The organism is Pseudomonas syringae group sp. 26L6 (assembly GCF_032587815.1).
In the GTDB taxonomy this organism is placed as follows: Bacteria; Pseudomonadota; Gammaproteobacteria; order Pseudomonadales; family Pseudomonadaceae; genus Aquipseudomonas; species Aquipseudomonas amygdali.
This window is the reverse complement of record NZ_JAWHPJ010000020.1, coordinates 156,855-170,784: the sequence shown is the minus strand read 5'-3', so window position 1 is coordinate 170,784 and position 13,930 is coordinate 156,855. Positions and strand designations below refer to the sequence as shown.

At 58.9% G+C, this 13,930-nt stretch carries 9 protein-coding genes and 1 tRNA gene; all 10 read right to left on the bottom strand.

The window, feature by feature from the left end; all coding sequences use genetic code 11:
- Positions 1-7 precede the first annotated feature (7 nt).
- Complete coding sequence (locus RYA97_RS11700) at positions 8-448, bottom strand: YqaA family protein (RefSeq protein ID WP_005779098.1); 441 nt, start codon at positions 446-448, stop codon at positions 8-10.
- 9 nt (positions 449-457) lie between these two features.
- Entirely contained in the window at positions 458-1,336 is an 879-nt protein-coding gene (locus RYA97_RS11695; protein WP_117140161.1) for a nickel/cobalt efflux protein RcnA, read from the bottom strand.
- A gap of 8 nt (positions 1,337-1,344) precedes the next feature.
- Positions 1,345-1,638 carry a metal-sensing transcriptional repressor gene (locus RYA97_RS11690; protein WP_005745585.1) on the bottom strand — a complete coding sequence of 98 codons (294 nt, stop codon included), beginning with the start codon at positions 1,636-1,638 and terminating at the stop codon, positions 1,345-1,347.
- 518 nt (positions 1,639-2,156) lie between these two features.
- Positions 2,157-2,230: transfer RNA gene (locus RYA97_RS11685), tRNA-Gly, on the bottom strand.
- 147 nt (positions 2,231-2,377) lie between these two features.
- The gene (locus tag RYA97_RS11680) at positions 2,378-3,259 is read right to left on the bottom strand and encodes an alpha/beta fold hydrolase (RefSeq protein WP_117140162.1); all 882 of its coding nucleotides are present in this window, start codon (positions 3,257-3,259) and stop codon (positions 2,378-2,380) included.
- A 297-nt stretch (positions 3,260-3,556) separates the two neighbouring features.
- Complete coding sequence (locus RYA97_RS11675) at positions 3,557-4,249, bottom strand: pseudouridine synthase (protein ID WP_005779192.1); 693 nt, start codon at positions 4,247-4,249, stop codon at positions 3,557-3,559.
- A gap of 35 nt (positions 4,250-4,284) precedes the next feature.
- Positions 4,285-4,509, bottom strand: coding sequence for a cysteine-rich CWC family protein (locus tag RYA97_RS11670; RefSeq protein WP_005779194.1), 225 nt, complete (start codon positions 4,507-4,509; stop codon positions 4,285-4,287).
- A gap of 56 nt (positions 4,510-4,565) precedes the next feature.
- Positions 4,566-7,871, bottom strand: coding sequence for a dermonecrotic toxin domain-containing protein (locus RYA97_RS11665; protein ID WP_117140163.1), 3,306 nt, complete (start codon positions 7,869-7,871; stop codon positions 4,566-4,568).
- Positions 7,872-8,013: 142 nt separating this feature from the next.
- Entirely contained in the window at positions 8,014-9,828 is a 1,815-nt protein-coding gene (gene atzF / locus RYA97_RS11660; RefSeq protein ID WP_117140164.1) for an allophanate hydrolase, read from the bottom strand.
- Positions 9,829-9,863: 35 nt separating this feature from the next.
- Positions 9,864-13,880: an urea carboxylase gene (locus tag RYA97_RS11655; protein WP_316892330.1), complete on the bottom strand. Its 4,017-nt coding sequence runs from the start codon at positions 13,878-13,880 to the stop codon at positions 9,864-9,866.
- Positions 13,881-13,930 lie beyond the last annotated feature (50 nt).

The following is a 13,930-nucleotide window of genomic DNA, read 5'->3' as shown; positions in this document are numbered from 1 at the left end:
GTCTCCTCTATACCGCCCACCCCAGCGTGATCGCTGTCAGCGTCAAATAGCGTAAAGCTTTTGCAAAAGTGACAACCAGCAGAAAGCTCCAAAGCGGCTCACGCAGGACACCGGCGATCATGGTGATCGGGTCACCGATGATAGGCACCCAACTTAGCAACAATGCCCAGCGTCCATGGCGTCTGTAAATGATTTGAGCTTTGTCGAGGTGTCGCTCGCTGATGGGGAACCAGCGCTTGTGCCGAAAGCGTTCAACCGAGCGCCCCAGATACCAGTTCACGACCGACCCCAGAACATTGCCCGTCGTTGCAGTCAGCAACAGAAGTGTCGTCACGTAATGTTCCGAAAGGAGCATGCCAGCCAATACCGCTTCAGATTGCAGCGGCAGAAGCGTTGCGGCACCAAATGCCACGGCAAAGAGGCCCAGATAGCTGGTCAGCTCGAACACGATGTCATCTCACGAATACAATCCGTTCCAGCCGTGGACACCCACGTACACGCCGGCGCAAATGATCAATACGCTGGAAAGATACGGGGCTCGTCGGGCAGCTGCATTGAGCCAGGGAAAACAGTTTGATGCTTTGCGAGCGCCGATAGCGGCAGCGGCTCCGACAGTCATCAAAGTGATTGCCAAACCAATGCTGAAACAAAGCACCATCGCGGCCCCTAGCGTGACTTGCTTCACTTGCAGGCACAGCAGTAAAACAGTGATTGCGGCTGGGCAAGGGATGAGCCCACCGGTCAAACCGAACATCAGGATCTGACCGTTGCTGACCTCACGATAGGTGAACCGCTTGCGAATGTCTTCGGCATGGGCCTTCTCATGAGCATCCTGATAACCCTCGGCAGCCAGCGTGAATCTGTGCGGATTGCTGTGATCATGGCTAAGGCCGTGGTGGTGTTCCTGGTCCTGGTCATGGCTGTGATGGTGTATTTCGTGGTCGTGGTGATCGCTGTGGCCACCGTTTTCTTCTTTGAATTTAAACAGCTGCTCGCCGCGCCATGTGCGCCACAACATCCACAGCGCGATGGCGATGATCAGCGCTGAGGACGCAAGCTGAAAGTAGGGCTCGGTCGTTTCGGCATCCAGGCCCTGACCCAGATACATGCCGCCGATAGCGACCAACCAGACAACAGCAGTATGGGATAGCGTTGCCGCCAGCGCGAGCATGACAGCCTGCTTCACCGATCCCCGAATGGCCACGATGAATGCCGCCATCATGGTTTTGGAGTGCCCCGGCTCCAAGCCGTGCAATGCCCCTAAAAGGACGGCGCTGGGGAAGTACAGCCAAGCGTTGGCACCGCCTCGCTGCAATAAATCGGCAAAGTCGGGCATGTGAGGCCTTACAGGTATTTAGTGATTTGCTTGAAGGCTTCAAGTGGCGCTCGCTCGCCTTTGGCAAGAGCCCCCATGGTGTTTTCAAGGCAGTGATCGATATGATCCTGGATCAGCGTGCGTTTCGCCTGACATATCGCTTTCTCGACGGCATGAAGCTGTTGAGCAATGTCCACGCATTCGCGGCCGTCTTCGATCATGGTGATGATGCTTCGCAAGTGGCCGTCTGCACGCTTGAGACGTTTGATGATCGCCTCGTGTGACTGGTGCGTATGGTCATACGGATGTTCGTGCTCACTCATCGCTTGAGCCTGTTGGGTGAATGATCCAGGCTGACACCTTATCCTCCCCGGGGGGATAAGGTCAAAGGTGTTGCGCCTGACGTTGCTATTTGGTTGATTGAGGATGGGACTGGCGGGATGTTGGTTACCCTCAGGCCCCTCTGAACTTGATGGCTTGGGTGCAACGGATAGTGGCCTGTTAACGTTCGCAGGCCATCTTCAAAAAACAGTCAGGTAGTTGATTTCAGTTTCCAGGGTTCTGAAGCTTGAGCTGGCACGAGCACGTGCTTCCTGCCAAGTCGTTAGCATGTACCCAAGCTTGGTAAGTCGTCATTCCAGACGCTGTGTACTATCGCTTTTTCGGCGGTCAGGTGGCTGGAATGCGTTGATGTATGGATATCAGTCTGACTGAAGATAGAAGCGATACCGAACATGAGCAGCTATGCGAAGAAGCGTAGATCCCGCTCGGACAGCGGTAGAGGTTGTCACGCTACGTGCCATTCGGAGATTTGAGGAGAATTAACGTGTCAGGAGAGAAATGGAGCGGGTAGAGGGAATCGAACCCTCAACTAAAGCTTGGGAAGCTTTCGTTTTACCACTAAACTATACCCGCTCTGGGAGCTGCTCTGAGCGGCTGACTTTGTACCAGAACCCTGCCTTGATTTGAAGCGCTAATTTCACCGCGCAGCGATTTCCCTCCTGATCACACCCCCCGCCAGCTGCACATGCGTGTGGGCTGACGGAGAGGCGCTCACGGGTTTCAGAAGGCGAAAGCATGGTGGCCCTGAACCCGGTTGTAGACGCTGGGTGACGCGTGTGCCGGTTGCAGGAAGTTCATGAGCGCCTGTTTCGAGTCGCGGCAGGCGGCCTTGTGTTCCATGTCCAGGAAGTGGCCTGTGGCTTCGATGGTGTTGAAGCTGCAGTTCTGCAGGTATCGGGAGAACTGCGCGGCGTCGTTCGCGGAGGTGTACTCGTCCCAGGCGCCATTGATGAACAGCACCGGCACCTTGATGCGCTGCCCTGCTGTCAGGTAGTTGTCCGGGTCAAGCTCCAGTACCTGACTGAAGTGATAGTGCATCTGGTCATATTCATGACCGTCCAGGCTGCTGACGTGGCGATAGTTGACGCGCTTGAACAGCGCCGGCAGGTGCTTGCCGATAGTGTTGTTGATCAAATGCCCCATGTCGTAACGGCTATGTGCGCCGAGGTAGTCGAGGCCTTTGTCCAGGTACTCGCGCATGGCACCGTTGATGACCGGGGAGAACGAGCTGATCACCGCGCTTTCGATGCGTCTAGGTTGATGCGCCAGTGCAACCAGCGTAGCTGCGCCGCCCCAGGAGAAGGACAGAACGTGCTCGGCGTTGAAATGGTCGATCAGTTCCAGCAAAAGCTGACCTTCCTCTTCCCGGGTCAGCGGTGCGCCGTGCACGTTATGTGGCTTGGACCTGCCCGAGTAAGGCTGGTCGTACAGCACCACGTTGAAGGTGGGGTAAAGGTTGCGGACGGTCTGAGCAAATGACGCGGTGGTGGCCAGTGAGCCGTTGACCAGAATGATGGTCTTTGCGGCGGCATCGGTGTGATAGAACTCGGTATAAACCCGAAACTGTCCTTGTATGTCCAGCACTGCTTTTTCTGGCGACATAGGTGTAACTCCTGGCGTAAACAGGTAGACGTGCACATGACGTTGCACGAGTTTCGTGACAGGCAGGCGATAGCCGATTAAAGGCCCATGTCGATCCGATAAGCTGTTCGACAGGTATTGTTATTGGCGGGCAATGTGTCGCGAACCAGCGGCTCGATACGACAAAGTGTTTCTTGGAATAATGGATTGACTCATCAGTCGCATAAGGACTGACAATCCCAGTCAAGCAGTCGATCCGTTAACCCGCAAGTGTCATTCGTACCTTGTTTGCGTAATCCGCCAAACGGTTGTGACTTTTCAGAACAGGCTGATTTCCGCAGCGTGCAACGCCCGGTAGCCGCCGGGTGCCAGGGCAGGGTCCAGCGCCAGCGCGCCAATATTCTCCCGGTGCAGGCGCAGCACTTTGTTATTGAAGTGACCGAACATCCGTTTCACCTGGTGATAACGACCTTCGACAATAGTAAGGCGTGCGCTATGTGGCCCCAGCAGGGTTAATTGCGCTGGTTGCGTGGTGATGTTCTCAAATGAAAAATACATACCGGCAGCGAATGTGGCTGCGTAGCGTTCGTCGATCGGTTGTTCGGTCTCGACGTAATACACTTTGGGCATTTTGGTCTGCGGCTGGGTGAGGCGTCGTGACCATTGACCATCGTTGGTAATCAGCATCAGGCCAGTGGTGTTGAAGTCCAGCCGCCCGGCGATATGCAGCTCGTGTCTGTCAGGCTCGTCCAGCAAGTCGAGGACTGTCGGGTGCTGTGTATCAACTGTCGCGCTGACGCAGCCTTCAGGTTTGTGCAGCATGAAATAGCGTGCAGCTTTGCCGGCTTGCAGTATTTCCCCGTCGAGCGCTACGCGACTGAACTCGCGCACTTCGTGGTGCGGGTCGCTGGTTGTTTGCCCGTCTACCTGCACCCGCCCGCTGGCCAGCGCCAGGCGCACGCTTTTGCGATTGAGGCTTGGCAGGTTACTGAGGAAGCGATCAAGACGCATGGCGACAGCGGCGGATAGGGGATGGGGGGCGCATCCTACTTGTTGATCCGGTCGGCAGACTGGCCGGATGCGGCCTCCTGGATCCCGGCGCAACGCGGACACAGACACGCCTTGTCGCGGATGTCCGCAGGCAGGGCTTCAAGCAAAGCCGGGTCGATGCTTTCCGAAAAGCACCAGCAGGCCTGATCTGCCGTAAGCGGGTCAGCCAGGCTGCACTGGTTGTTGAAGCCGCACAGAGGGCAAAGGCGGGTGTCTTTCATGGCGATTGTCTTGCTCGATGATCGGGGCAGTTGGTTCAGGCGCTCCTGCCAATTGGCTATGTTGCAGGGGGATGATAAACCGGTGTGCGCCGCAACAGTGCAGATATTGCTGCGCATCGGCAGTGCACCAGCAGCACCCTGTCGTAATGGATGCCCTGTGTCGACAGGCTGTTGAACAGGTCGCTCAACGACGGTGGCGTCTTGCCGAAGCGGTTGCGTACCGTCAGTACATCCATTGGCGTTGGCGGTAACCAGCCCTTGAGGGGCGATGCGTTCGAGTCGCCTACCACCCGTGCAATATCGTCATAGGTTTCGTAACTGGTTGTCTGGAACTTGGACAGGCTGTAGTTCTTAAGCCTGCCGGGCAGTGAAGTGCCCGCGATTATCTTGTCCGTCATCAGCAATGGCTCATGCGCGGCTACTGGATACATCAGGATATTTTCCTTTGTATTGGAAATGGCAAACGGCCGGGCATTCTTGTTGACGATACGGTGCAATTTGGGGTCGACCAATTCATAACCATGCGGCGCATAGGTGCGGATCTCCGTGCCGTTGGGGATCTTCACCGTCGCAGTCCACGGGGTGTAGTACCCGTGGGTGCTGACCACCAGTGTCCGCGCCTGACCTCTGTCCGACGTCCAGAGCAGGAAACGGCGGCCCAGCTTCCAGGCATGCACCGGCAACAAACCGGGCGACACTATGCTGGTGATGGTCCAGCGTTTTAGCAGGGCGTCGGTATGAAAGAATTTTTCCAGTCGTGTATGGCGCGGTTTTAATGGCCGCGCGCCTAAATGGCTGGAGCCTCGTGAGCCACCGGACAACACTAAAGACGCCCCCGCTGTATGACCGGCAGGTTTGACGATTTTGGTCAGTGTGCGCAGTAGTCTCGGTGTCTGGGGCCCAAGCTGTAACAAGCCCAGCGATAATGTTGCCTGCAGCGCCTGATTCTTTTCTGCGTAACGACTGCCCGGCAAATTCGCGGAGGCAATGCTCAGTGCAGTAAGGCCGACATCCGCTGCAAGCGACGTTAAAAACGCCGGTGTCAGCAACAGAGACATGGGCACCAGCAAACGCTGTAAGTGGTGTAGGCGGTCTGTCCAGTACGCCAGCGAAACCTGTGCGGAGGTCACGATCTGCTCTTCTGCATCAGCCAGCGAATTCTGTTTCAGGAGTTGATGCAGATAACCGAACGGCGATCCCTCCAGTTTTTTTTCACACAATGAGTGGTGCAGGGCTTTTCGAGCGTCTGGGTTGTACAGCGCATCCGTCCACGGGCGCAGGATGGAGACGGGCGGACCGGGTGCCTGAACGCCGCCCCATAGCTTGAACAGGTAGTCCAGACGTTGGTGATGGCGCACGGGAACGTAGCGCATCACGGCTTCACGCCAGTCCGGTTGGGCGGTCTTCAGGTTCAGATAGCGTTCAAGTGCATCGCCGTCCGTAAACTCGATAAAGGCTTCGGGATACCCAGGCTGATAGAGCACCTTCGGTTTACCGGGTTGCTCAAGTATCAACAGCCCGGTGTATTGATGTTCCATGCCGTCGATCAGCGAGCCCTGAACGAAGAAGCCAAGTACCAGCCAGTGATTGGGCGCAGAAGGGGCGAGCGCTTCAACGACTTGATCGAAACCGCTGCGTTTGAGGCTGCCGCGCTTCAGGCTGATCAGCGCCTGATGGATGAAGGCTGATTTGAGTGCCTGTTCGATGGCTTCTTTTTGCTGCCCCCAGAATTCTTGGATACGTTTGGTCATCCAGTTCAGAAAATCGAATGCCTTGATATAGTCTTCAAGTGCCTGCGGCGTGATCGCCAAACTCTGGCCCTGAGCGCGTACGCCCTGGCCGGTGGTGTCGAGAAAGACCTCTGTAATACCGTCGTGATCAATGTAGCCCTGAGGAGCATCCACCCGGTAGTTGATCACCAGCGCTTCGCTCAGGCTGATCGGTTTTTCATCGGGCGTGTAAACATGCGTGGGTGGATTGCGGGCTCCGCCCAGCGGGCTGATAGAGTTACCGGATTGATAGGCGATGAACACGTGGTCAGGGTTGAGCGTCAGACCGTGATGTTCCAGCAGATAACTCTCCATGACCTGCGCAGCCATTCTGGAGGCCGAGGGGATGTGTTCCAGAAGAGCAGGGTTGGTCTGCCAGAGGTCTACCGCCCCGGCCAGCTTGAGGCTGCGCGATACCGTCTTGAGCAGGTCGATATTCTGGCTGTTGAGCTGTGTCTCGGCGAATGATGCCTGGGTCAGTTCGGTAAAAACGTCTTCTGCGAGCAGCGGCGCGCTGGCAACGATGCCTGCGTCCTGATCAAGCGCATGCAACGTGTAGCCATAGAGCTTCGAGGCATTCAGGGCCGCCAGCAGACTGTTGGTCATCTGGTCCGGATCATCGCTGATGTATTCGATGACGTTGCCCTTGGCACTCAGTATGTGAATGAAACAGTGGGAGGTGGTTTTCGACCTGACCTGAAAAATTCCCGGCACCGTTTCGCCGTTGAGTGACAAGATTCGAACCTCGGACTTCTCACCGCGGCCGCTCTGTTCCAGTGTCGCTACGTCGGCAGGGAAATCGCTGAGCCCCAGAGCGTCCAGCGTCAGGAAATAGCCGTCGCGGCTGATGTGCCCGTGGAAGAACCGATGAGCCAGCCCATCCAGAAAACCCAACCGCGACAAGGTGCGGCAGGTGACTGTGTGTCGTGTCCTGAAAGCCTCCAGAGCCATGCTGTAGTCGCGATCCAGCGGTGTCTCGCTGAGCCACTTGAGCACCTGCCTTGCGCTCAGTGACGGGGCTTCCTCGGACAAGGGCGTGTCGATGATTTCACTGCGATACAGGGCCACGAACCGTTCTGGATCGAAGACCGCCAGTGCTACGTTGGTCAGCGACATGTCAAGGCTGTAACGCTCATGCCCCTCGTCGTTCAGGGCGGGCAGGGTCTGCGTGCTGAACGTGATCCGCAGCGTGTCCGGGTCCAGCGTCTTGCCGGTCTTTTGTTCGAGCAGCATGACGAGTTGTTGGTGGACATAGTGTTTTCGAGTCGGCGGGAAGTCCATATCCAGCTGGCACGCTTCAAGGAGCAAGGCCGAGTTGGCGATCAGCTGGAAACCCGGGCTTTTGCGCAGTGCTTCGAGCGTGCGTTCGATGCGTGCGGTCTTATCTTGCTTAGCGTGCTTCTCGGCCAGCGGCGGCAGTGGCTGTTCACGGGGTGGAAGCTGGAGCGCAGGCAGGGTAAAGGGCGCCCAGGCATTGAGCGTATCGTGTCGGCTGTTGCTGTACTCGGGCAGCAGAACGCTTGGCTGTTCCAGCAGAAATGATGAGGCGTGAAGGAGGGTGTCCTGGTGAAGCGGACTCCAGATGTGGTTCATGACGGCTGGTCGAAGTGAGTGGATGCGCACTATGTCGGCAAGGCCGTCCGAACATGACATAACTATGTAGTAGTGGCAGAGCCTTTGGAGTAACAGAGCTGTTTCAGAAAGGGCGGCACGTCAGAGCCTGCCGCCTTTTCGCTTACATCTGTTGCAAGTGGGCACGCCAGCCGCCGAGATGGCTGATGTCGCGAGCACCTGTCAGGCCGTAGGCTTCACAGATAAACCCGTTCTCCCAGCGGCCATCGGCCAGTTGCACCTTCCCCAGGCCCAGCGGTGCCGGAATGCCGGTCAGAAACGAACCCAGCTCGACACTGGGCAACTCCCAGACTTCCACCTCAATGGCCACACCGTCTTCGGCCACCCGTACCATGCCTGGACGAAAGGGCGGGCCACCGGCCAGCGCGAACAATTTATAGTCGGCTGAGCTGTGTGTGCACTCCAGCAAACGGGCACCGCGTCGCTTGAGCTGCCAGTTCAACGCCAGTCCGTCCAGGTGCGCGCCGCAGACCACCAGCCGGGCCATATCGTTACCTGCTACGGCCTTCGGCGCGGGCAATCGAGGTGCTTCACCGCCGATCAAAGACAGGTCGGTGTGCCGCTGGAAAGCATCGGCCAGACTGAGCAGGTACTGATCGGTGAATGCCCGTCCGAACAACGTAATGCCCCACGGCAGACCGTTGCTCATGAAGGCACTGGGTACGGCGATGGCGGTGTAGTCGAGCAGGTTGACGAAGTTCGTGTAATAGCCCAGCTCCGAATTGCGCAGCACTGGCTCGGCAGCCAGTTCTGCTGAAGTTACCGGGCGGCCGATGCTCGGCGTTACCACACAATCCAGCCCTTCAAGCGCCCGATCGCAAATCACCTTGAGCGCCTGTAGACGGTATTGCGCCCGAAACGTATCGACCCCGCTGACCTGGGGTGCCTTGGCCAGCACGTCGCGGATCACCGGCAATACCGCATCAGGGTGTTCTTCCATTAACTGCCCGGCGACGCTGTAGCGTTCGGCCACCCACGGCCCCTCGTACAACAACCGCGCCGCTTCGAGAAACGGTGACAGGTCCACCCTGACAGCTTCCCCGCCCAGCGCAGTGAGATGGGCGATGGCCGCGCTGAACAGCCTCGGTCCTTCGTTACAGCCAAAGAATTCCAGGTCTTCAGCGCGTGGTACGCCGAAGCGAAACGGTCGAGGTGCGCCGAATGCCGAAAGGTCATTCCACTGCGGGTTGTGTCGGCTGTATTCATCGTGCGGATCAAGCGTGGCAACCAGCCCCAGCAACTGGCTGGCTTCCCTTGCTGTGGCAGTAAAGATCGACACGCAATCCTGCGTACGGCAAGCGGGTACGACACCAGCGGTGGAAATCAGCCCCTTGCTGGCTTTCAGCCCCACCAGATTGTTCAACGCTGCGGGCACACGGCCCGAACCCGCCGTGTCAGTGCCCAGCGAGAAGCTACTGACCTCCAGCGCGACCGCCAGTGACGAACCAGAGCTTGAGCCGCCGGACGGGTACTCTTTCAAGACACTGTTGGGGCAGGCGCCATAGGGCGAGCGGCTGCCATTCAGGCCGGTGGCGAACTGGTCCAGATTGGTCTTGCCCATGGGCACCGCCCCCAGCGCGATCAATTGCTCGACGATGGTTGCCGAGCGCTCTGGCGTGTAGGCGTACGCCGGGCAGGCAGCGGTGGTCGCAATGGCGGCCAGATCAATGTTGTCCTTGATCGCGAAGGGCACGCCATACAGTGGCAGGCTTTGAATATCGCGATTTTCCAGCGCGGCCAGATAGGGCTCCAGTTCAGCCGGGCTGAGCAGGTGAATGAACAGGTGATAATCCGCGTTGAGCGTTGCGGCTTTTTCCCGTAGCGCCAGAATCAGCTGGCGTGGGGAAATCTGGCCGGACAGGTAAGCAGTGCGTACGGTATCCAGGCGCAGGTCGTTGGGCAGTGCTGAGTCGTTCATGACGCAATTCCATTGAAAGTGAAAAGTTGATCGGTTCAGTCTGCTGCCAGCACCACCACCCGCTGCCCTGCGCGTACTGCCGAGCCGGGTTGCACCCTGACTTCCTGCACCACACCTGCGACTGGCGCGAGCAGGGGGATTTCCATTTTCATGGACTCCAGAATCACCAGCACATCACCCGCTTCGACACGCTCGCCGGGTTGCACCTGGACCTGCCAGAGATTGCCAGCGATGTGGCTGTCGACGCCTTGTTGGCCCGTTTGCAGTGGCAACTCTTCGGTGTTTGGCGCGACGCCTTCATCGCTCTGAAAGTCGGCCTGGCCGTTGGCGATCCAGCGTTCGCGTTCGGCGTTGAACGCGGACTGTTGCTGAGCACGGAATGCCGTGATGCCTTCGGCTTCGCGGGTCAGGAAGGCCTGGTAGTCAGCCATGTTCAAGGTGCTGTGTTCGATGTTCAGATCGAAGCGGCCCAGCGGGAAATCGCGACGGATGCGTAGCAATTCGTCGGCGCTGACCGGGTAGAAGCGGATCTGGTCGAAAAAGCGCAGCAGCCATGGCTTGCCCTCGAAGGCGGCAACGTCACGGTAGCGATTCCACATCTGCAGTGTGCGGCCGACGAATTGATAGCCGCCGGGGCCTTCCATGCCGTACACGCACATGTAGGCACCGCCGATGCCGACCGAATTCTCGGCGGTCCAGGTGCGCGCCGGATTGTACTTGGTGGTCACTAATCGATGACGCGGGTCCAAAGGCGTGGCGACCGGTGCGCCGAGGTACACATCGCCCAGCCCCATGACCAGATAACTGGCGTCGAACACCGTACGCTGCACCTCGTCAAGATTGGGCAGGTCGTTGATGCGCCGGATAAATTCCAGATTGCTCGGGCACCACGGTGCGTCCTTGCGCACGGTGGTCATGTACTTCTCGATGGCCAGCTGACAGGCCGGATCATCCCAGGACAACGGCAGATGAACGATGCGCGACGCCACTTGCAGGTCTTTCGCTGCGCACACTGCGTCCCACTCTCCAGCGACGATGTCGAGCAGTTGTCGGAGGGGCAGTTGTTCGGGGCGGTAATGGACTTGCAGCGAGCGAATACCTGGCGTCAGGTCAATCACGCCCTCCAGTTGCTTGGCCTCCAGCGCCAGCATCAAGGCATGGCCGCGCAGACGCAGCACCAGATCCAGCTCTGGCGCACCGATTTCCAGCAGCAGGTGGGTATCGCCGGACAGGCGTGCGACCAGGCGTTTATCGCCCTGACCTATGTCGAGAATGACCGGGGAGGGCAAATCCTCTATGCGCACAGCTTCGCTCCCACAGGAGTCCGCGGTGCTTTGAGGGCGCGCGGTGCCCTGTAGGAGCGGACTTGTCCGCGAATAGGGCGGTACAGTCGATGTATTTTCTGCGTCTGGAATATAGCCTTCGCGAACAAGTTCGCTCCCACGGGAGTTTGCGGTGCCCTGTAGGAGCGGACTTGTCCGCGAAGAGGGCGGTACAGTCGATGGATTTTCTGCGTCTGGAATATAGCCTTCGCGAACAAGTTCGCTCCCACGGGAGTTTGCGGTGCCCTGTAGGAGCGGACTTGTCCGCGAAGAGGGCGGTACAGTCGATGTATATTCTGCATCTGGAATATAGCCTTCGCGAACAAGTTCGCTCCTACTGGAGTCCGCGATGCCTTGTGGGAGCGGACTTGTCCGCGAAGAGAGCGGTACAGTCGATGGATTTTCTGCGTCTGGAATATAGCCTTCGCGAACAAGTTCGCTCCCACATCGTTCTGCATGACATGCCTCGACACTCACCGGATAAAACCGGACCTTGTCACCAGCCTTCAACTGCCCCAGCTGCCACAAGTCCGCTTCGATAATGGTCACCGGGCACACGAACCCACCCAGGCTCGGTCCGTCCGGCCCCAGGATCACGGGCATATCGCCGGTGAAATCCACCGCGCCGATCGCATAGGGGTTGTCGTGAATATTGGACGGGTGCAGACCTGCCTCGCCACCGTCAGCGCGCACCCATTCGGGTTTCGGGCCGATCAGGCGCACGCCGGTACGGCTGGAGTTGAAATGCACTTCCCAGTCGGTTGCAAAAAACGTCTCTATGTACGCTTCGGTAAAGTATTCCGGCGCAGCATGGGGGCCGTAAATGACCCTTATACGGCGAATGTCAGGCAGCGCTTCAAGGGCGTCATCGGCAATCCGCTGGCCCGCGCTACGATCCACCAATGGCGCAATGTGCAACACATCACCGGCCCGCAACGCCCGCCCGCCATGCCCGCCGAACTGGCCGAGGGTAAAGGTGCTTTTGCTGCCCAGATAATCCGGCACGTCCAGCCCGCCACGTACGCACAGGTAGCTGCGTACGCCGGCACCTGCAATGGTGCCCAGCGCAAGGGTCGAGCCTGCGCACACCAGCAGCGCGGTGTTCATGGCGCGGGGTTCGCCATCGAGCGTGATCGGGATCTGCGCACCGGTCACGGCAATCACGGCATCGGTATTAAAGCGCAGCAACGGCCCGCTCATGGTGATTTCCAGCGCAGCGCATCCTTCGGCATTGCCCAGCAGGCCATTGCCCTGGCGCAACGCGCGGCTGTCCATCGGCCCGGATGGCGGTACACCGACCGCCCAGTAACCCAGCCGCCCCGGATAATCCTGAACGCTGGTCTGCGTGCCGCCGCTCAACACTTCGAAGGTGTCAGCGTGATACACCAGACCTTCCAGGCAGCGGGTCCACGGCTGGCCGCTGGCGAACGGCGTGTCGGCAATGATCTGGCGCAGGTAGTCGCGATTGGTCTCGACCCCGTACAGGCGCGTTTCGTTCAGCGCATCGATCAGCCCGGTGCTGGCCCGCTCGCGGGTCGGCGCCCAACTGATCAGCTTGGCAATCATCGGGTCAAAGTACGGCGGTATCTCGCAGCCCGCTTCAACCCAGGTGTCGATGCGCAGTGCATGGCCATCGGCAGGCGGAAAATTCACCGCCGTCAGCAGGCCGGGGCAGGGCTGGAAGTCACGGCCCGGATCTTCCGCGTACAGCCGTGCCTGAATGGCATGGCCGGACGGTTTCAGGCCGGCCTGCAATTGCTCCAGTGGCGGCAGGTCTCCGGCAGCAAGTTGTACCATCCAGCTGACCAGATCTACCCCCCACACCTGCTCGGTGACGCCGTGTTCGACCTGCAGACGAGTATTTACTTCCAGAAAATAGAAGCGCTGATCCTCACTGTCGAAGACGAATTCGACGGTGCCTGCGCTGCGGTAATTGACCGCTCTGGCGAGTTTGATGGCTGCCGCGCAAAGTTCATCGGCCATGCCGTCGGGCAGGTTGGGGGCCGGGGTTTCTTCCAGCACTTTCTGGTTGCGGCGTTGCACCGAGCAGTCACGTACGCCGAGCGCCAGCACCTCGCCCTGACCGTCACCAAACACCTGCACTTCCAGATGGCGGGCACGCTGAATGTATTTCTCGATGAACACACCCGCGTCGCTGAAATTGTTCTGGCCAAGGCGCTTCACCGCCTCGAACGAGTCGGCCAGCTCTTCAGCGCTGCGGCACACTCGCATGCCGATGCCGCCACCGCCTGCAGTGCTCTTGAGCATGACCGGATAGCCGATATCACGCGCCGCTGCGATGGCTGATTCCACGCTGTCGAGCAGTTCGGTGCCTTCCAGCATGGGCACGCCGTGCTGTCTGGCCAGTGCGCGAGCGGTGTGCTTGAGGCCGAATACGCGCAGTTGCTCGGGCGTTGGCCCGACGAAGGCGATACCGGCGTCTTCACAGGCCTGGGCAAACGCGGCGTTTTCGGAGAGAAAGCCGTAGCCAGGATGAATGGCTCTGGCACCGCTGGCTTTGGCGATGGCGAGGATCTTGTCCACCGCCAGATAAGTTCCCGCTGCGCCGCCTTCGCCCAGGCTGTGGGCTTCGTCGGCCTGCATCAGGTGCAGGCTTGCGGCGTCGGCTTCGGAATACACCGCCACACCTTTCACCTGCAAGGTGCGCAGGGTCCGCAGGATACGGCAGGCAATGGCGCCACGGTTGGCGATCAGCAGTTTGTCGAACATGGCATAACCCCGGAAACCCAGACGCGCTTGGTTTCGTGATGGGAAGCGGG

Excerpts from the sequence above, each read along its gene's own strand:
- RYA97_RS11695 (WP_117140161.1), bottom strand. The coding sequence starts at position 1,336 with ATGCCCGACTTTGCCGATTTATTGCAGCGAGGCGGTGCCAACGCTTGG.
- RYA97_RS11690 (WP_005745585.1), bottom strand. The coding sequence starts at position 1,638 with ATGAGTGAGCACGAACATCCGTATGACCATACGCACCAGTCACACGAG.
- RYA97_RS11680 (WP_117140162.1), bottom strand. The coding sequence starts at position 3,259 with ATGTCGCCAGAAAAAGCAGTGCTGGACATACAAGGACAGTTTCGGGTT.
- RYA97_RS11675 (WP_005779192.1), bottom strand. The coding sequence starts at position 4,249 with ATGCGTCTTGATCGCTTCCTCAGTAACCTGCCAAGCCTCAATCGCAAA.
- RYA97_RS11670 (WP_005779194.1), bottom strand. The coding sequence starts at position 4,509 with ATGAAAGACACCCGCCTTTGCCCTCTGTGCGGCTTCAACAACCAGTGC.
- RYA97_RS11665 (WP_117140163.1), bottom strand. The coding sequence starts at position 7,871 with ATGAACCACATCTGGAGTCCGCTTCACCAGGACACCCTCCTTCACGCC.
- atzF (WP_117140164.1), bottom strand. The coding sequence starts at position 9,828 with ATGAACGACTCAGCACTGCCCAACGACCTGCGCCTGGATACCGTACGC.
- RYA97_RS11655 (WP_316892330.1), bottom strand. The coding sequence starts at position 13,880 with ATGTTCGACAAACTGCTGATCGCCAACCGTGGCGCCATTGCCTGCCGT.